Below are 17,115 nucleotides of genomic sequence, written 5' to 3' on the forward strand. Positions count from 1 at the left end.
GCTTGGCTGGCGGATCTTTCTAGTTATCGCGGGCGTCGTTCTCCTGGCCGTTGGTATATGGGCTGTGAACCGAAGGAACGCTGCGCTCCAGCGGCAAGACAAGGAGGTCCAGCGTCTGACAAGCAAATTGCGTGATATTGAGTTGATCGATGTCTCGCTTCCCGAGCAGACGCTCGAGCACGTTGCAGACATGCTATTCCGTCATCATTCCGGATGGCGACTAACGCTATACGTCGTTGAAGCAGATGGCGATGGTGATTGGTGGCTCCGAGCGCTAGTTCGGCGTTCATCAATTCAATTCTACGAGTCGATTGGACGCACCCATATCCAGCTATCGCGTTCGTTATGCCGCGATCTTATTTATGTTGATCCACCCCACGCCTCACCCTACCCCGATCTCCCTTCCCGTGATACTTCTCAGCAGGCCTGGGAAGCTTGGCAGATGCGATTCATTCAGAATGTCGATCATGTCCGCTCCCTGCGGATGCCTTCTAGGAGTTACGCCTGGGCGGCCGCGCGCGAGAACACCGGAATGCGACGTACAGTTGCCCTAGTGGCGGAGGCGGTTGAGCCTGGCGCTATAAACTCAGGGGTATTGCAGTCCGAGCTTATGTCGGCATTTTTGCTCACGATGCTTCGTTTGGCTGAGCTGCCGGATTCGCTTCGGCCAGTGGCCCGGGAAAGCGCTCAAATGCTCCAGCAGTTTAATGCGAGCCATGAGGTCTCTACTACGTAGACCAACGCATCGCGCAAGATCGGCTCACCAGCCCGAAGGACGTACGGTGCCCAGCACCCGGGTCACGGTGATCTCGATGACCACACGCTCCGGATTGGGCCGGGGCTGCCGGTAGCGCTCGGCGTACCGCCGCTCCGCCTCAGCCACCGACTCCGCGTCGTCCTTGACCACCGCGGTGCCCTCCAGCGTGCACCAACGCCGCCCGTCCACCTGGCTGACCGCCGCCTGCGCACCGGCCCCCGCCGCGCGTACGTTCCGGACCTTCTTGCTGCCCGCGCTGCTGATCACGCGCGCAACGCCGGCCACCGGATCGAACGTCACCCCAACCGGGACGAGATGCGGGCTCCCATCCGGCCGGCTCGTGGTCAGGAAACAGACCCGGCGCTCCCGCCAGAACTCATCGTTCTCGGCGGCGGACGGAGATGCATCGACTGTCATGGTGCTCCTTCTTGAATCGGGACCGTGGCGGCCAGGGCCCCCAACGGTGGGTCAGCGATCGTCGCCGCTTCCACCGATAGCGCCACGCTGCTGACGATCGGCGAGCTTCTTGATGTTGAGCTCGGCGATGTCCGCGAGCGGAAGCCCGAAGTGGTCAGCGAGGACCGCCAGGTACCACAGTGTGTCGCCGAGCTCCTTGGCGAGATCATCGAGGTCCCATTGGCCGAAGTCGCTGTCGTGGTCCCGAATGATCTTCTTCGCCTTCTCGGCGATCTCGCCCGTCTCGCCGACCAGCCCCAGCAGCAGATGGAACACCTCGTTGGGCGTGCCCTTCGACGCCGCGGTGCGCAGCGCTGCCTGCTGATAGGCGTTCATATCCATCACCGGAACCTATCGCGCCTCATGGCTCCGCTTCGGCGAACTCAGCGGCCCCACCAGCGCCGCTTCGGCTCGCTCTGAGCCGCCACCGCACGCTCCCGAACCTCTGCAGCGAATCCTTCCGGTCCGCCCGCGAGGCCATTCGCCTGAATGAGCATCTCCCCGGGCACCAGCCGCGCGCACCACAGCCGCGGCGTCAGCCGTTTGTAGCGAATCGAGGACGGATCCTCCGGCTCGACCCGAACGGCATCGAACACATCGAACGCCGTCTTGACGTTGGCCAGTGCGATCTCCCGACGCAGACCAAGATGCTCGTCAACGATCCGCGTCTCCGTCACCCACACCCCGCCGCTACGAAAGCGACCGACCGCCCGAAGAACGGGAAACCCAAGGAAGTACGCCGCGGGAAACGCCACCAGCACCGGCCAGATCCAGTTTCCGTCGACGGCACCGACGATTCCCAACGCCAGGAACCAGCCGCCGAGCAGCAGGAAGATGAAGTTGCTCGCTACGGCGCCGGGATTGGCGTTCCGAGGAAAGAACCGTGCGCGCTCATCCTCGAAGGTGACGTCACGGGCAGGGCTTGGCGATGGTCGTGCGCGTTTCGCCAGTAGAAGCGCGACGTACGAAATCAGGACGATCAGGCCGAACACAAGCATGAGTGATGACCAGACCGTGCTGAACGGATCGTCGTGGTACCGAACGACCGAACCAACGCCAATTCCGGTCACCCCCAAACCGAGGAGAAGGCCGAGGACGCTGACGACAGGGCCCGGCGTTTGTTGCGTTCTCAGTCGAACCATCCCCCAACAGTGTCCTTGACGGAGGAGGCAGCGTCACCAATGGCGTCACCTGTGTCCTTGAGCGACTTCATTCCTTCATCGAGCGCCTTGCCGACATCCGGCCCGTTCTCAAACAGCGAGTCGATCGCACCGTCAGCGAAGATAGCGACTCCAGCTCCGACTGCCGTGCCGACGACGGCTCCGACGGCTGTTCCTAGACCCGGCACGACAGACCCAAACGCCGCGCCCATAGCCGCCCCGGTCGCCATAGACGCGCCGGCGCTGGCGAGCCCACCTGCGACGATTCCTGCCCCTGCGGAAACACCCTGCGAGACGGCGATCTGGGTCCCCGTCTCGCCCTCCTTGTAGTCGTTGTAGATACCGAGTCCGATCCCAAGAGGTCCGAGGACCTTTCCGGCACGGCCGAGGAACTTCGGGACCTTTCCATCCTCCAACTTGGCCGCGTCGTCCAAGAGCTTCTCGGCCTGGCTGAGCCTCCCTTCAAGGGCCAACTGATCCGCTCGGAGTTTCGTCTCGTCGAGCGTCTCGAAGAAGAGCCACTTGCGTTTCATGTACCGCTCAGGGTGCGCCTGCAGATCGTCGATCGCTCGCTTCACCTCGTCGACAAGCTCTTGAGCGCGCGTGTGAAGCTTCGATTGCTTCGTCGCGATATCCACGCCAATCGCCCCGGCAGCGGCAGCTCCAAGGATCTCGGTGGCGTTCAGGATCCAGGCGGCATGCTGGTTGACCGAGTACTTCTTCTGCAACGACTCGCAAGCGGCGGCGTACTGTCGGTCGATACGCTCGGCTTCCGACTTGGCGTTGCCATACGCGACGACCTTGCCCATATGGTCGTTGTAGACCTCGACGTCCTTCTCGTACTGCGCCACTTGCTCGGGTGTTCCGGAGAACGACGCAGGAGGCGTAGCAGGCGGTGGCCCGGGATCCTCGACCTTGAACCCAGACACGACGAGCTTGGCAGTCCGGGCCTCGGTGCGTACGTCCTCCATCTGGTTCTGACACCGCCGCAGCTTCTCGGCGAAGTCGTCGAGGTCGTCCGCCATCGACTTGGCGGCATCATGGAGTTTCTCGGTCTTGTCGCGCGCCCGGGACATCATGTCGACGAACTCATCGCCGGCATCTGAGTTCCACGACCCGTCGGCGTTCCGGCGGGAGTCGTTGAGCTTGTCCACCGCGTCATCCAGCTTCTTGGCGAGCTTGTCGCGCACCCAGTCCGCGGCACTCTCCACCTGCGCGGGCTTACCCTCGATCTCAGTGTCGACGCTCACTTGCCCATTGCCTTCTTGATGTCGTCGAGGCCAGCCTCAGCGTCGGCATCCGCGCGCTGGTAGTAGCGGCGACACACTTCGACCGCGTCGGCGGTTCCGGACATCGAGGTCGAGACATTGCCGGCGCTATCCACGATCTGGCTCAGCATCCCGGCGATCACAGCGGTCATCGGGCCAGCGTCGACGCCGCTGGGCACGCCACCCGCCAGTCCCTCGAGCCCTTCCGCGCCGCTGTTCAGGTCACTGGCGATCGACGTGAGCACCCCGAGCTCGACATCGACACTCATGACGCGACCCCATTGTCATCTTGAAGACCTGGGTCGACATCCAGGAACAGCAGATCGTACGGCGTCTGATCATGGACCTTCTGCAAGGCGGCGACGTCGCACACCACCCACGAAGCATCGGGAAGGTAGAACCGGTGCAGTCGGTCCATCGCCGAGTAGACATACAGAGCCGTACGTCCGTCCTCCACCTTGTGCATCACGACCCTGCGAACGGCAGGGTCGTCCTCGTTCGTGGTCGGCACGTACACCACCGGCGGAAATACCCGGCGCTCCTCTGTGCCTTCGGTGAGCGGCTCACCATCAGCCATGGACGGTTCCTCCCGATAGAAGCGTCGACATTCGCAGTGAACACACTAGCTAGCGATTGCCGGTCAACTGCAGCTCGTCTTGAAGCCACTGCGCAAGGTCATTGGCGGTGTGTCCCATCATCGAGCACTTGATGACCATCTTGTCCGCCGGTATCCGCTTGCTTCCGCGCCACAGAACTGGGCACTCGTTCACGTTGGCGGGCGACCGCAATGTCAGGAGAACCGAGTTCCCGCGCGCACGCACACTCCGAACCTCGCTTCGAGCGGACTGGGACCAACCCGACGAGGTGTTGTGGACGATGTACTCGTCCAGCAACACGAGCCCTTCGTTTCGGCGCCTCCCGAGCGCTGCCATGAGCACCCGCCCGAGGAACCAGAACGCGACGAGCCCGATACCCAGTGCCGGCAGCACCCACTGACCGCCAGCCTGGAAGCCGAGAGCCGCCACGAGCAGTCCTGCTGCCGCGAGAGCCGCGTCCAACCCCATCGCGTGCCACCAGTCACCACGCCATGCATGGACCTCCAGCGCCAGAGCTCCACCGACGTTGCGCTCACGAAGTGTTGGCAGCTGTCTCGTGAACGCCAGTGCGATGACCAAGACGATCGTGATGCCAACTGCGAAGGCGGTGAACCACGAGGCCACACGGATGGGCGTGACCTGCTCCGGCACCTGAGTGAACCCGACCCAGGCAAGCGCTGCACCCAAAACCGCGAGAATCGCGTTGCCCGCGACCTCACCCCACTTGTCCCGACCTCGGAATGGGACCACATCCGGTGACGTCACAGGAACCATCGGCACCCGGCACAGTCTAACTTGGTGCGGTTCTAGCCATCGCAGAATGTTTGACCGCTAGGCGTCGGGAGAACCCAAGCGATGATTGGTCAAGTCGCCTTGCAGCCGTCACGCCGCCTGGTCGTGCCTCCTCCGGCCCCTCAAGGTAGCGGTCGCGTCTCGGTACGTTCGTCTGGCGATTCGGGAAATGCGGCGAACGCAGCCTCAGTGGCATCGTCCAGGACCCTGATCAAATTGGGACCGAGAACAGCTGTCTCTGCGGCCTCCAGGACAAGGCAGAACTGGCCACGCGGACCATAGGAGTTCAGCAGCCTTCGGTAGTTCTCGGCCAGGTACCGAGTCGTCGCGCGATTCGTTGCTGCGTGTTGGCCGCAGATAACGAAGACGACCGTGCCGTCCTCGCGAACGATCTTGGCGAGCGCTGCGTACTCCCGCTCTCCGCGGACCGAGACATAGCTCTTGTCGCCAACGTGGAGGGTCAAACGCCAACGGTCAGTGCGGCCTTCGACGTCCTCCTTTGACATCCGCAAGCCTCTGAGGGCTAACCGGAGATGCGCCTCGGTCCGTTCATTTGCTCGAGGACCGCCGACGCAGAACTCCGTGAGTTGGCGGCCGTGGGATTCCTGGTCGTGGAACACAACCTCGGGCTTCGCCTTGCAGTAGCCGAGGATCGGAGACAGCTCGAGCAGCGCCGCAACATCAAGCCGATTGGTGCTGGTCGGCGACGTCGAGGCGTGCCTCGGAATGATGATCAAGCACTCGCTTCGGTCTCGCAGACCAAAGAACTCGCGCGCCCGGTTCAGTCGTCGAACGGCCACCACCCTGCCAACGCCCCAGACCACGCTCGCGGCTATGGCACTTGAGATCAGGTTCAGTGTGATGTTCCAGGTATCACCAGTCACCGACGCGCCACCTCTTATCTCCGCCTCAGTCGGGGCGAGACTAGCCACTCTGAACCAGTCAAGGGGCAAGATGAGCAGGATACATCCGTCGATCCGCGTATGCGGGCGGACACAGCCGGACAAGCGAAACACCCCGGTGGCCAACGTTTCCGCTGGTCACCGGGGTGTTCTCCCAGGCGTGGCAGATGAAGGATTCGAACCTTCGAAGGCAAAGCCGACGGATTTACAGTCCGCTCCCATTGGCCGCTCGGGCAATCTGCCTGGGTTGTACGCGCGCCCCGGTCAAGGGGATCGCGACAGCAATAAACAATAGCGCAGGGGCTGGCGGCGTACGAAAACGGCACGAGGTTCTAGGGTGAGACACCACAGACTTGGTCAGAATCCAGAGGAGAGAGTCATGGCGGACTCGTCGTTCGACATCGTGAGCAAGATCGATCGCCAGGAGGTCGACAACGCGCTGAGCCAGACCGCGCGGGAGATCGCGACGCGGTTCGACTTCAAGGGGACCAACGCGACCATCGAGTGGAGCGGTGAGCAGGGGATCGAGATCTCGGCCTCCGCCGACGACCGCGCCAGCGCGGTGCTCTCGGTCTTCCAGGACAAGCTGATCAAGCGCAAGCAGTCGCTGAAGATCCTCGACGCGAGCGAGCCGCGCCAGTCGGGGCAGCAGTCGAAGATCTCGATCACCCTCAAGGAAGGCATCTCCTCCGAGGACGCCAAGAAGATCTCCAAGCTGATCCGCGACGAGGGGCCCAAGGGCGTCAAGGCGCAGATCCAGGGCGACGAGCTGCGCGTCTCCTCCAAGAAGCGCGACGACCTGCAGACCGTGATCTCGCTGGTCAAGGGCCAGGACTACGACTTCGCGGTGCAGTTCATCAACTACCGCTGATCCGTCGCAGGCGCCGCCTCGCCGAGGATCATCAGCGAGGCGAGGCGCCGGACGAGGTCGGTGGCGTCGGCGGGCACCGGGCCGGGCAGAGAGCGGCGTACGACGGCGATCGGCATCTCGAGCATCGCGAAGGCGACCTCGTCGGGGCGCCTGCCGGCAGCCTTGGCGACCTGCTTGACCCGGGCAGCGACCGCGCGGTCACGGGAGGCCTCGTACGCCTCGGTGGCCGCCGTGTCCGCGGCTGACCACTGCTCCGGCGAGAAGGCCGTCTTCCCGGCGTGCAGGACTGTCGCCGAAGCCTGATTCTCGCGGCACCACTCGACCACCCATACCGCCATCTCGACAGCCCGTCGCGGGGTGGGATCGTCGCCGAGCTGGTCGCGGTAGGGCTCGTCGAAGGTCTGGACCGCCCGCTGCCACAGAGCGTGAAGCAACGCCGACCGGTCCGGGAAACGGTGGTAGACCGACCCGCTCGGCGCCCCTGCCTCTCGGGCGACCGCGGCCATCGTCACGGCCCGTGCGCCGCCGTCGACGAAGAGCCGTACGCCTGCGTCGAGCAGCGCTTCGGCGCCATGTCTGGCCGGTCGTCCCATGCCGCGGAGCCTAGACGGCGCCGTCAGCGCGGGGCCGCAGGCACATCACCGTCTGCTGGCCGGTGGCGACGAGCGTGCGCGATCCGTTGCGGACGGCATGGACGTCGAGAGCGGTGACGGTGAGCGTACGTCCGGCCTTGACGACCTCGCCCACGGCCTCGAGCCGCTCGCCGAAGGCCGGCGCGACCAGGTTGATCTTGTACTCGACCGTGAGCACGTCGCTGTCCGGCGGGCAGAGGGTCAGGGTGGCGTATCCCCCGGCGCTGTCGGCGATGGCGCTGGTCGCGCCGGCGTGGATGTAGCCGTTCTGCTGGGTCACCTCGGCTCGATGCGGGAGGGCGATGACGACCCGGCCAGGGGTGACCGACTCGATCCGCGCACCGAGGTGCGTCATCAACCCCTGCTTCGCGAAGCTGTCGCGGATGCGGCGCTCCACCGCCAGATCGATCTCGGAGGTCATGCGGCCCTGGATGTGGCGAGGACGTCGGCCATCGCGCGGGCGAGCTCGCGGCCCTTGAGGACGAAGTGGTCGCGGAAGAAGCCGTGGTGCTCGTCGTGCTCGTGGAAGTTGAGCGGGGTCAGGACGGCCGAGAAGGTGGGCACGTCCGTCTCGAGCTGCACCCGCATCAGCGCGTCGACCACCGTCGAGGCGACGAACTCGTGACGGTAGATCCCGCCATTGATCACCAGCGCGCAGGCCGCGATCGCGGCGTACTCCCCCGACCTGGCGAGCCGCTGTGCCCGCAGCGGGATCTCGTAGGCCCCCGGCACCCGGATCACGTCGACCTCCCAGATCCCGAGGCTCGCCAGGTCGTCGACGCACGCCTTCACCGCCTGGTCGACGATGTCGGAGTGCCAGCGCGAGGCGATGACCGCGATCCGCTCGGCACGGGCTGATGGGGTGGGCACCTGCGTCATGGCTTCACTCCTTGCTGGACGTTTGACCCGATATTAGCGAGACATCTCTAAAACAACCAGGGACTTATGATCCAGCCGTGAGCTACGAGCACCCGCGAGCCTCGGTCGAGATCGACGCTCCGATCGAGGTGGTGTGGCGGGTGATGGTCGAGACCGAGTCGTACGCCGCGTGGAACCCGTTCGTCGTCTGGGCCGAGACCGCGCAGCCGGCGGCGGTCGGGAACCCGATCGTGCTGCATGTGACGTGGGCGAACGGCGGCCGCACGCGCTCGCCGGAGCGGATCTCGGCTCTCGAGCCGCCGGCGGTCGGCGAGGACGGGATCGAGGCTGCGTACCTGGCCTATGTCTATGAGGGCTGGCCTGCGCGGCTCGGCCTGGTGCGGGGCGTACGTCACCAGCGGCTGACCCAGCGGCCCGGCGGGCCGACGCGTTACGAGACGGTCGAGGAGTTCTCCGGCCCGCTGGTCGGGCTGGCCGGGCCCGAGCGGGTTGCGGACGGGTTCCGGCGGCATGCCGCGGCACTCAAGGTGCGATCCGAGACGCTCGTGAATGAAAGTGGACTTGACCACTAGATTGAGCGAAATTCTGCATTCATCTGCAAGAATGTGGCCGTGCGAGTATCTGCCAAGTCCGACTACGCCCTCCGCGCCCTCATCGAGATGGCCGCGCGCGAGGACGGAAAAGCTGTCAGCGCCGAGGAGCTCGGCCGCGCCCAGGAGATCCCTCACGGGTTCCTGCAGGCGATCCTCGCCGACCTCCGCAAGGCCGGCGTGGTCATCTCACAGCGCGGCCAGTCAGGCGGCTGGCGTCTGGCCCGGAAGGCCGAGGACGTCTCCGTCGCCGACGTGATCCGCGCCGTCGACGGTCCGCTGGTCTCGGTCTACGGGCTGCGCCCCGAGGGGGTCACCTACAACGAGCGCGCCGACGTCCTCCAGCACGTGTGGATCGCCGCCCGCGACTCGCTGCGCGAGGTCTTCGAGAAGGTCTCGATCGCCGAGCTCGCCTCCCGTGAGCTGCCCGACGAGGTCACCACCCGCACCGCGCGCGACGAGGCGTGGCTGCCTCACTGATCCTCGGGCACGGTATGCCGAGAAAGGCCCACATCCCGCGCGGAGCTCCGCTGGGGATGTGGGCCTTCGGCTGCATACCTTGGTGAAGGAACCCCTACGCCGCCGGCGCCGGCATCGTGTAAGCCCCCGGCGACGGCGTGACGAAGACGTTGACGCCCTCCTCGAGCCGCAGTGCCCGGGCATGCGTACGCGTCAGCTCGGCGGTCACGACCTCACCGTCGTCGGTGAGGACCGTCAGGCGCACCTCGAAGCCGATCCGCAGGACGCGCGAGACGGTGCCCTCGAGCGAGTGCTCGGAGATCGGCGAGGGGGTGACCTCGACGTCATGGGGCCGGATCAAGGACCCGCCCAGGGTGGTGACGTCGCCGAGGAACGACATCACGAAGTCGTTGGCGGGCTCGTCGTAGAGCTGCTCGGGGGTGCCGATCTGCTCGATGCCACCCTGGTTGACGACCACGATCTCGTCGGCGACCTCGAGGGCCTCCTCCTGGTCGTGGGTCACGAAGACGGTGGTCACGTGCACCTCGTCGTGGAGCCGTCGCAGCCAGTCACGCAGCTCCTTGCGTACCTTCGCGTCCAAGGCCCCGAAGGGCTCGTCGAGCAGCAGCACGGACGGCTCGATCGCCAGCGCGCGAGCCAGCGCCATCCGCTGCCGCTGGCCGCCGGAGAGCTGCGAGGGCAGCCGGTTGGCGAACTGCGAGAGGTGGACGAGCTCGAGCAGCTCCTCGACCTTCTTGGCGACCTCCGCCTTGGGGCGCTTGCGGATCTCCAGGCCGAAGGCGACGTTCTTGGCGACCGAGAGGTGCTTGAACGCGGCGTAGTGCTGAAAGACGAAACCGACGTTGCGCTTCTGGACCGGCAGCGACGTCGCGTCCTTGCCCTCGATCACGACCGACCCGGTGTCGGGTGTCTCCAGCCCGGCGATGACCCTCAGGAGCGTGGTCTTTCCGCCGCCGGAGGGTCCCAGCAGGGCGGTCAGCTGCCCGGTCGGGATGGTCAGGTTGATGTCCTCCAGCGCGACGAAGTCGCCGTAACGCTTGTTGACACCACTTACTTCGATGCTCATGGGATGTGTCCTTTCACCGCACGCGCGCACCGCGGGCGCGCAGCACGAAGACGATGAGGATGCAGATGACCGAGACGCTGGCGAGGAGGAAGGCGACGGCGTACGCGCCCTGCTGATCGAAGTTGAGGTACTTCTCCTCGACCGCGAGGGTGGCGGTGCGGGTCTGGCCGAGCACGTTGCCGGAGACGACCTTGACCGCGCCGAACTCGCCCAGCGACCGGGCCAGGGTGAGCACGACGCCGTAGATGACGGCCCACTTGATGCCCGGAAGCGTGATCCGCCAGAACGTCTGCCAGCTGCTCGCGCCGAGCGACGCGGCGGCCTGCTCCTGCTCGGTGCCGATCTCCTCCAGCACCGGGATGACCTCGCGGATCACCAGCGGCAGCGAGACGAACGCGGTCGCCATGATGATGCCCGGCGTCGAGAAGATGATCTGGATCCCGGCCGACTCGAGCGTCGGCCCGAACCAGCCGTCGCGGCCGCCGTAGACCAGCACCAGCGCCAGGCCGACGACGATCGGCGAGACCGACAACGGCAGGTCGATCATCGCGCTCAGGATGCGCTTGCCGGGAAATTCCGTACGCACCAGCAGCAGCGAGATCGAGACGCCGAAGAGCAGGTTGATCAGCGTCGCGACCACTGCGGCCACGCAGGTCAGCTGGATCGCGTGCATCATCTGCGGGTCGTTGAAGATCGCGGTGAACGCCTCGGTCGTGAACCCGATGTCGGGCACGTAGAAGGCGTTCCAGGCGACCAGGACCACCGGCCAGGCCACCAGGAGCCCGAGGTAGGCGATGACGATGACGCGAAGGACGTACGTCAGCGGGGTGCGGGGAGCACGACGGGTCTCAGCCACGGCGGACCATCCTCCTCTGGACCAGGTCGAGGACGACGATGACGAGGAGGGAGACGCCCAGCAGCAACGCCGCGATCGCCGCCGCGCCCTCCGGGTTGTCGTTCTCGATCGCGGACAGGATCCGCACCGAGGCGACCTCGGACTTGAACGGCAGGTTGCCCGAGAGCAGGACCAGGGAGCCATACTCCCCCATGCCGCGCGCGAAGGAGAGCGCCGCGCCCGCCGCGATGGCCGGGGCCAGCGACGGCAGGATGATCCGCCAGAACGTGGTGAACCGGGAGGCCCCCAGGGAGGCAGCGGCCTCCTCCACGTCGGTGTCGAGCTCCTCGAGGACGGGCTGCACCATGCGTACGACGAAGGGCAGCGTCACGAAGGCGAGGGCGAGGTAGACCGACGTCGACGTGTTCGCCCAGTGCAGGCCAAGGGGTGACTCGGCGCCGTAGAGGGAGAGCAGCACGAGGCCCGCGACGATCGTCGGCAGCGCGAACGGGATGTCGATGATGACCTCGAGCAGGCCCTTGCCCCAGAACTTGTCGCGGACCAAGACCCAGGCGATCACGGTGCCGATGACGACGTTGATCAGGGTGACCACGATGGCCGCACGGATCGTCAGCAGGATCGCCGACGCGGTCTGCTCGTTGGTGAGCTGGTCCGCGAAGGCGGACCAGCCGCCGCTGGAGGCGGTGATGATCACCGCCACCAGCGGGATGAGGACGAGCAGGCTGAACCAGAGCATCGTGATACCGAGCCCGATGCCGCTGGTCCTTGTCAGAGTGTTGCCCGGCCGACTGCGACGGGCAGCCGGCCGGGCCGTAGGGATGGTTGTCGTCATGACCGGACTACTGCGAGGCCTTGCCGGACTTGGCGATGGAGTCGGTCACGATGCCGAGGGCCTCGCCGTCCTCACCGGTGCCGAAGAGCTTCTCCTTGACGCCCGACCAGTCGCGGCCGCCGAAGTCGTTCTCCAAGGTGAGCAGCTGCTTCGGCGCCGGGAACGGGTCGGCCGGGTCCTTGGCGCCCTTGATGTCCTCCGGCTTGAGCCCGATCGCGTCCCAGTCGACGACGCCGGGCTCGGCGATGTTGACCGGGCGGAAGCCGGTCAGCGCGAACTGCTTCTGACCGCCCTGCGGGTCGAGGACGAAGTCGAGCCAGTCCTGAGACGGCTTGGAGGAGTCCTTGAGGATGGCGCCGGGGTTCTCGATCAGGACGGTGGAGTCCGGGATGATGTACTCGAAGCCCTCACCCTGCTGGGCCGCGAGGATCGCCTCGTTCTCGTAGGCGAGCAGCACGTCACCAGTGCCGCCGAGGAAGGCGGTGGTGGCGTCGCGACCGGAGTTGGTCAGGGTGACGACGTTCTTGAAGAGCTTGTCGAGGTACGCCTTGCCCTCCTCCTCGGTGCCACCGTTCTTCACCACGGAGCCCCACGCGGCCAGCGCGTTCCAGCGGGCGGCGCCGGAGGAGGCCGGGTTGGCCGTGACCACGCCGACACCGGGCTTGATCAGGTCCTCCCAGCCCTGGATGTTCTTCGGGTTGCCCTCACGGACACCCAGCACGACGACCGAGCTGGACACGATGCCCTTGTTGTCGCCGTCGTCCCACGACGCGTCCACGAGGCCGGCCTTCTCCAGGCGCTGGACGTCGGTGCCGACGGACAGGTGGACGTAGTCGGCCTTCAGGCCGGACTCGACCGCACGGCTCTGGTCACCCGAGGCGCCGTACGAGGTCTGGAAGGTGACGCCTTCGCCCTCGGGAGTCTTGTTGAACTCCTTGGCGATCGCCTTGTTGGCCGTCTCGGGGACGGCGAAGCCGACGATGGAGATCGACTCCGCGTCGCTGTCGCCGCCGGAGCCACCGCACGCGGTCAAGGTCAGGATGCTCGCAGCGGCCACGGCCACTGCAACCTTGATCTTCTTCATCTGGTTCCTCACTTCTGCCCTGCCGAGTCAAGGTCGATCGGGTTACGAATGTCGAGGAGAATACTTGAATTAGTCGAGTGGATGTGAAAACGCCCGAACGGTCCGCTCCTTGGACGGCCACCAGTCGCCGAGACGTCACCTAGGTCGGTCGAGATGGCACCGGAGTGCCATCTCGACCGACCTGAGTGACGTCTCGGCCGGCGGGGGTGACGTCTCGGCTAGGCGCCGGTGGTGCTCAGCGGGGCGACGCTCTCGCGCAGGACCTTGCGGCGCTGGTGGACGGCCTCGGCACTGAAGATGACCAGGGCGATCCAGACGATCGCGAAGCCGGCCCAGCGGCCGGGAGGCATCGCCTCGTGGGCGATGAAGACGCCGACGGCGAACTGCAGGATCGGGGCGAGGTACTGGAGCAGCCCGATCGTGACCATCGGCACCCGGATGGCGGCCGCGCCGAAGCAGGCCAGCGGCACGACGGTGATGATGCCGAGGCTGATCAGGAGGAGTACGTGGAGGACACCGTGGCCGACGAGCGTGCCGTTGCCGGTCGCCTGGAGGGCGATGATCAGCGCCAGCGCGAACGGCGCCGTCACGGCGGTCTCGACGGCCAGCGACTCGAACGGCCCGACGCCCGCGCTCTTCTTGAGAAGCCCGTACGTGCCGAAGGAGAATGCCAGGATCAGCGCGACCCACGGCAGCCGGCCGTAGTCGACGGTGAGCACGACGGTGGCCACGAACGCGATCCCGAGCGCGACCCACTGCAGCTTTCGCATCCGCTCACGCAGGATGATCACGCCCATCAACATCGTGACCAGCGGGTTGGTGAAGTAGCCCAGGCTCGTCTCCACGATCCGCCCGTTGTTGACGCCCCAGATGTACGTCACCCAGTTGATCGAGATCACCGCCGCAGCCGCAGTCAGCAGCATGAGCTTGCGCCGGTCGCGCAGGATCGCGGCCACCTGCTGGCGGCGCCCCACGATCAGCACCAGCGCTCCGGCCACGACCAGCGACCACACGATCCGGTGTCCCAGGATCTCCCAGGCCCCGGCGGGCTCCATGAGTGGGAAGTAGAGCGGGAACGCTCCCCACATGATGTAGGCAGCGGCGCCGAACATCACTCCACGCCGTTGCTCATTCACGTCGCCACGGTACTGCCATGCAGCCGAATCCCTTTACCGAATATCGCGCCCTGGATTCCCACCCCACCAGACCTGCCTCGCTGGTCGAGCCCGCGAGCGCCAGCGAGCGGTGTCGAGACCAACACAGCCCATATGCGACTGTGTTGGTCTCGACACGCCTCCGCCTAGCGGCTCCGGCGGCTCGACCAGCGCGTGAGACGTCAGACGGAGCGGACGGCGACGATGTCGGCGAAGGCCTCGAGAGCCTTGCGGACGGGGCCCTCGGGAAGCGGCGCGAGAGCGGCCTTGGCCTCCTCGGCGCGGGACTGGACGTAGGCGCGGGCCTCCGCCAGCGCCGGGTGGGCGCGGAGGAGGCCGACGCACTCGGCCAGGGCCGCATCGTCGGTGAGGTCGCTGTCGAGAAGCTCCAGAAGCCTGGCGTCGGACGCGTCGGTGGACCGACGGGCCAGCAGCACCGGAAGCGTCGGTACGCCCTCACGGAGATCGGTCCCGGGCGTCTTGCCGGACTCGTCGGAGGCGATGTCGAGGATGTCGTCGGAGAGCTGGAAGGCGACGCCGACGATGTCGCCGTAGGCGAGCAGCGCGTCCTGGATCTCCTTGTCAGCGCCGGCGAAGAGCGCACCGTAGAGAGCCGAGGTGGCGATCAGGACGCCGGTCTTCCCGGCCAGCACCTCGAGGTGGTGGTCGACCGGGTCGACACCCTCGGGCGGCGCGACGCCCTCGAGGATCTGACCCTCGACGAGCTTGGCGAAGGTGGCCGCCTGGATGCGTACGGCCTCCGGGCCCAGCTGGGCGGTCAGCTCCGAGGAGCGGGCGAAGAGGAAGTCGCCGGTCAGGATGGCGACGTGGTTGTCGAAGCGGGCGTTGGCGGTGTCCTCACCGCGGCGTACGAGCGCCTCGTCCATGACGTCGTCGTGGTAGAGCGAGGCCTGGTGGGTGAGCTCGACGACGCAGGCGGCGGTGATGACCTCGTCGGCGAGCTTGTCCGGGCCGTACTCGGCGGCCAGCAGCACCAGCAGCGGCCGGAACCGCTTGCCGCCGGCCTCCAGCAGATGGGAGGCCGCTTCCGTGACGAACGGGGAGCTGCTGCGGGCGTAGCCCGCCAGCTTCTCCTCCACGATCGCCAGCCGAGCGCGCAGCCGCTGCTCGAGCTCGGGATCGGTGATCGGGAGGGCGAGTTCAGGGGCTCGGTCGGTGGGTGCGCTGGTGCTCACCCGATGAATCCTCCCGCATCCACCAACAGGCTGAGCACAGGGCCCGGAATTACACCCAACAAGACGGTGGCGACAGCGCTCAGTGCGATCACGACGGTGGTGGCGTACGACGGGGTCATCACCGTGGCTGCGTCCTCGCGCGGGTCGGTGAAGAACATCAGCATCATCACGCGTACGTAGAAGAAGATCGCGATGATGCTCGAGCAGATCGCGACCACGACGACGGGCCACTGACCGGCGCCCAGCGCGGCTGCGAAGACGCCCCACTTGCCGATGAAACCGGCGGTCAGCGGCAGCCCGGCCATCGAGAGCAGGAAGACGGCGAAGGTGGCCGCGACCCAGGGGTTGGAACGCCCCAGGCCGGCCCAGCGGTCCAACGAGTTGACCTCGCCGTTGGGCCCTCGCACCAGGGAGACGATCGCGAAGGCGCCGAGCGTGGCGAACCCGTAGGCGGTCAGGTAGAAGAGCACCGCCTGGGTGGAGCCGAAGGCGTCGGTCTGTACGCCGAGGAGGCCGGTCAGCAGGAAGCCGGTGTGGGCGACGGCGGAGTAGCCGAGCATCCGCTTCACATCGGTCTGGACCACCGCGAAGGAGGCGCCCAGCAGCATCGTCAGCACCGCGATCACACCGATCGCCGGCCGCCAGATGTCGCCCTCGGCACCGAAGGCGACGTAGAAGAGCCGGAGCATCGCGGCGAAGGCGGCGATCTTGGTGGCCGCGCTCATCCACGCGGTGACCGGCGTCGGGGCGCCCTGGTAGACGTCGGGGGTCCAGGAGTGGAAGGGCACGGCACCGGTCTTGAAGAGCAGGCCGACAGCCATCAGGCCGATGCCGAGGAGCAGCAGCGGGCTGGAGCCGTCCTCGGCCGCCACCTCACCGATCTCGGCCAGCGACATCGACCCGGCGAAGCCGTAGACCAGCGCGAGACCGTAGAGGAAGATGCCGGAGGAGAACGCGCCGAGCAGGAAGTACTTCAGCGCCGCTTCCTGGGAGAGCAGCCGGCGACGGCGCGCCAGCCCGGTCAGCAGGTAGAGCGGCAGGGACAGCACCTCGAGCGCTACGAAGAGCATCAGCAGGTCGCCGGAGATGCAGAAGAGCATCATCCCGCCGACCGCGAACATCATCAGCGGGTAGACCTCGGTGTGCTCGAGCCCCCGCTGGGAGGCGGTGCGCTCGGCAGGTGTGCCCGGCAGGGCCGCGGCTTGACCGGCGAAGGCGCTCACGCCGTTGTCGAGACGTCGCTCGGCGAAGAGCGCGACGCCGCCGAGCGAGACCAGCAGCACCAGCCCCTGGGAGAAGACCCCGGGGCCGTCGACGATGAGCGCACCCTCACCGGTCGAGGCGCCGAGGCTGGACCCGGCGCCGACGGCGACGGTCCCGGCGAGTGCGGCGACCAGGCCCGCCAACGCCAGCGACACCTGGGTGTTGAACCGCGCGGCCCGCGGCGCGAAGGCCTCCACCACGACACCGGCGCACGCCACGGCCAGCACCAGCAGGACGGGCCAGAGGGTGGCGTACGAAATTCCGGGGGACTCGAACATCGC

22 protein-coding genes and 1 tRNA gene are annotated in these 17,115 nt (G+C 66.5%); 3 read left to right on the forward strand and 20 right to left on the reverse strand.

What is annotated here, in order from left to right; genetic code table 11:
- Positions 1-19: 19 nt before the first annotated feature.
- From ABTX24_RS00850 to ABTX24_RS00895, 10 genes are all read right to left on the reverse strand, one after another.
- Positions 20-181 (reverse strand): hypothetical protein, encoded by a 162-nt coding sequence (locus ABTX24_RS00850; protein WP_350836746.1) that lies wholly within the window; start codon positions 179-181, stop codon positions 20-22.
- A gap of 579 nt (positions 182-760) precedes the next feature.
- Positions 761-1,174, reverse strand: a complete 414-nt coding sequence (locus ABTX24_RS00855) for a TIGR03618 family F420-dependent PPOX class oxidoreductase (RefSeq protein ID WP_350836748.1) — start codon at positions 1,172-1,174, stop codon at positions 761-763.
- A 51-nt stretch (positions 1,175-1,225) separates the two neighbouring features.
- Positions 1,226-1,555 (reverse strand): nucleoside triphosphate pyrophosphohydrolase family protein, encoded by a 330-nt coding sequence (locus ABTX24_RS00860; RefSeq protein WP_350836750.1) that lies wholly within the window; start codon positions 1,553-1,555, stop codon positions 1,226-1,228.
- A 41-nt stretch (positions 1,556-1,596) separates the two neighbouring features.
- Positions 1,597-2,355 (reverse strand): hypothetical protein, encoded by a 759-nt coding sequence (locus ABTX24_RS00865; RefSeq protein ID WP_350836752.1) that lies wholly within the window; start codon positions 2,353-2,355, stop codon positions 1,597-1,599.
- On the reverse strand, positions 2,343-3,623 hold the full coding sequence (locus ABTX24_RS00870) for a WXG100 family type VII secretion target (protein ID WP_350836754.1): 1,281 nt from the start codon (positions 3,621-3,623) through the stop codon (positions 2,343-2,345). Before ABTX24_RS00870 ends, ABTX24_RS00865 begins: the two co-directional genes overlap by 13 nt.
- Positions 3,620-3,910, reverse strand: a complete 291-nt coding sequence (locus tag ABTX24_RS00875) for a hypothetical protein (protein WP_350836756.1) — start codon at positions 3,908-3,910, stop codon at positions 3,620-3,622. The genes ABTX24_RS00870 and ABTX24_RS00875 overlap by 4 nt, the downstream gene beginning before the upstream one ends.
- Complete coding sequence (locus ABTX24_RS00880) at positions 3,907-4,218, reverse strand: SAV_915 family protein (protein WP_350836758.1); 312 nt, start codon at positions 4,216-4,218, stop codon at positions 3,907-3,909. Before ABTX24_RS00880 ends, ABTX24_RS00875 begins: the two co-directional genes overlap by 4 nt.
- Positions 4,219-4,267: 49 nt before the next feature.
- Positions 4,268-5,017: a hypothetical protein gene (locus tag ABTX24_RS00885; protein ID WP_350836760.1), complete on the reverse strand. Its 750-nt coding sequence runs from the start codon at positions 5,015-5,017 to the stop codon at positions 4,268-4,270.
- A 134-nt stretch (positions 5,018-5,151) separates the two neighbouring features.
- Positions 5,152-5,982 (reverse strand): hypothetical protein, encoded by an 831-nt coding sequence (locus ABTX24_RS00890; protein WP_350836762.1) that lies wholly within the window; start codon positions 5,980-5,982, stop codon positions 5,152-5,154.
- 110 nt (positions 5,983-6,092) lie between these two features.
- Positions 6,093-6,174, reverse strand: a tRNA-Tyr gene (locus ABTX24_RS00895).
- A gap of 136 nt (positions 6,175-6,310) precedes the next feature.
- Between ABTX24_RS00895 and ABTX24_RS00900 the strand changes: the two genes are divergently transcribed.
- Positions 6,311-6,802 (forward strand): YajQ family cyclic di-GMP-binding protein, encoded by a 492-nt coding sequence (locus ABTX24_RS00900; RefSeq protein ID WP_160025658.1) that lies wholly within the window; start codon positions 6,311-6,313, stop codon positions 6,800-6,802.
- Here the strand turns inward: ABTX24_RS00900 and ABTX24_RS00905 are convergent.
- Genes ABTX24_RS00905 through ABTX24_RS00915 form a run of 3 tightly spaced genes read right to left on the reverse strand, consistent with a single transcriptional unit; the run spans position 6,793 to position 8,313 of the window.
- Entirely contained in the window at positions 6,793-7,395 is a 603-nt protein-coding gene (locus ABTX24_RS00905) for a TetR/AcrR family transcriptional regulator (protein ID WP_350836764.1), read from the reverse strand. The genes ABTX24_RS00900 and ABTX24_RS00905 overlap by 10 nt on opposite strands.
- Positions 7,396-7,405: 10 nt before the next feature.
- Positions 7,406-7,855, reverse strand: coding sequence for a PaaI family thioesterase (locus ABTX24_RS00910; protein WP_350836766.1), 450 nt, complete (start codon positions 7,853-7,855; stop codon positions 7,406-7,408).
- Positions 7,852-8,313, reverse strand: a complete 462-nt coding sequence (locus ABTX24_RS00915; RefSeq protein ID WP_350836768.1) for a 6,7-dimethyl-8-ribityllumazine synthase — start codon at positions 8,311-8,313, stop codon at positions 7,852-7,854. The genes ABTX24_RS00910 and ABTX24_RS00915 overlap by 4 nt, the downstream gene beginning before the upstream one ends.
- A 77-nt stretch (positions 8,314-8,390) precedes the next feature.
- Between ABTX24_RS00915 and ABTX24_RS00920 the strand changes: the two genes are divergently transcribed.
- Together ABTX24_RS00920 and ABTX24_RS00925 are read left to right on the forward strand one after the other, a co-directional pair.
- A complete protein-coding gene (locus ABTX24_RS00920) occupies positions 8,391-8,885 on the forward strand; it encodes an SRPBCC domain-containing protein (RefSeq protein WP_350836770.1) in 495 nt (164 codons plus the stop codon).
- Positions 8,886-8,924: 39 nt separating this feature from the next.
- Positions 8,925-9,383, forward strand: coding sequence for an RrF2 family transcriptional regulator (locus tag ABTX24_RS00925; RefSeq protein WP_160025663.1), 459 nt, complete (start codon positions 8,925-8,927; stop codon positions 9,381-9,383).
- Positions 9,384-9,477: 94 nt separating this feature from the next.
- Here the strand turns inward: ABTX24_RS00925 and ABTX24_RS00930 are convergent, their stop codons facing one another.
- The 7 genes from ABTX24_RS00930 to nuoN form a co-directional block, all read right to left on the reverse strand.
- Positions 9,478-10,449 carry a sulfate/molybdate ABC transporter ATP-binding protein gene (locus ABTX24_RS00930; protein WP_160025664.1) on the reverse strand — a complete coding sequence of 324 codons (972 nt, stop codon included), beginning with the start codon at positions 10,447-10,449 and terminating at the stop codon, positions 9,478-9,480.
- A 13-nt stretch (positions 10,450-10,462) separates the two neighbouring features.
- The gene (locus ABTX24_RS00935; protein WP_350713439.1) at positions 10,463-11,305 is read right to left on the reverse strand and encodes a sulfate ABC transporter permease; all 843 of its coding nucleotides are present in this window, start codon (positions 11,303-11,305) and stop codon (positions 10,463-10,465) included.
- Positions 11,298-12,137, reverse strand: coding sequence for a sulfate ABC transporter permease subunit CysT (gene cysT, locus ABTX24_RS00940; protein WP_160025666.1), 840 nt, complete (start codon positions 12,135-12,137; stop codon positions 11,298-11,300). The genes ABTX24_RS00935 and cysT overlap by 8 nt, the downstream gene beginning before the upstream one ends.
- A gap of 7 nt (positions 12,138-12,144) precedes the next feature.
- On the reverse strand, positions 12,145-13,221 hold the full coding sequence (locus ABTX24_RS00945) for a sulfate ABC transporter substrate-binding protein (protein WP_350836772.1): 1,077 nt from the start codon (positions 13,219-13,221) through the stop codon (positions 12,145-12,147).
- A gap of 218 nt (positions 13,222-13,439) precedes the next feature.
- On the reverse strand, positions 13,440-14,357 hold the full coding sequence (gene rarD, locus ABTX24_RS00950) for an EamA family transporter RarD (RefSeq protein WP_350836774.1): 918 nt from the start codon (positions 14,355-14,357) through the stop codon (positions 13,440-13,442).
- A 200-nt stretch (positions 14,358-14,557) separates the two neighbouring features.
- Positions 14,558-15,571 (reverse strand): polyprenyl synthetase family protein, encoded by a 1,014-nt coding sequence (locus ABTX24_RS00955; RefSeq protein WP_160025669.1) that lies wholly within the window; start codon positions 15,569-15,571, stop codon positions 14,558-14,560.
- Positions 15,568-17,112 carry an NADH-quinone oxidoreductase subunit NuoN gene (nuoN, locus tag ABTX24_RS00960; RefSeq protein ID WP_160025670.1) on the reverse strand — a complete coding sequence of 515 codons (1,545 nt, stop codon included), beginning with the start codon at positions 17,110-17,112 and terminating at the stop codon, positions 15,568-15,570. Before nuoN ends, ABTX24_RS00955 begins: the two co-directional genes overlap by 4 nt.
- Positions 17,113-17,115: the final 3 nt, after the last annotated feature.

It is taken from the genome of Nocardioides sp. NPDC127514, from assembly GCF_040302125.1.
GTDB lineage: Bacteria > Actinomycetota > Actinomycetes > Propionibacteriales > Nocardioidaceae > Nocardioides.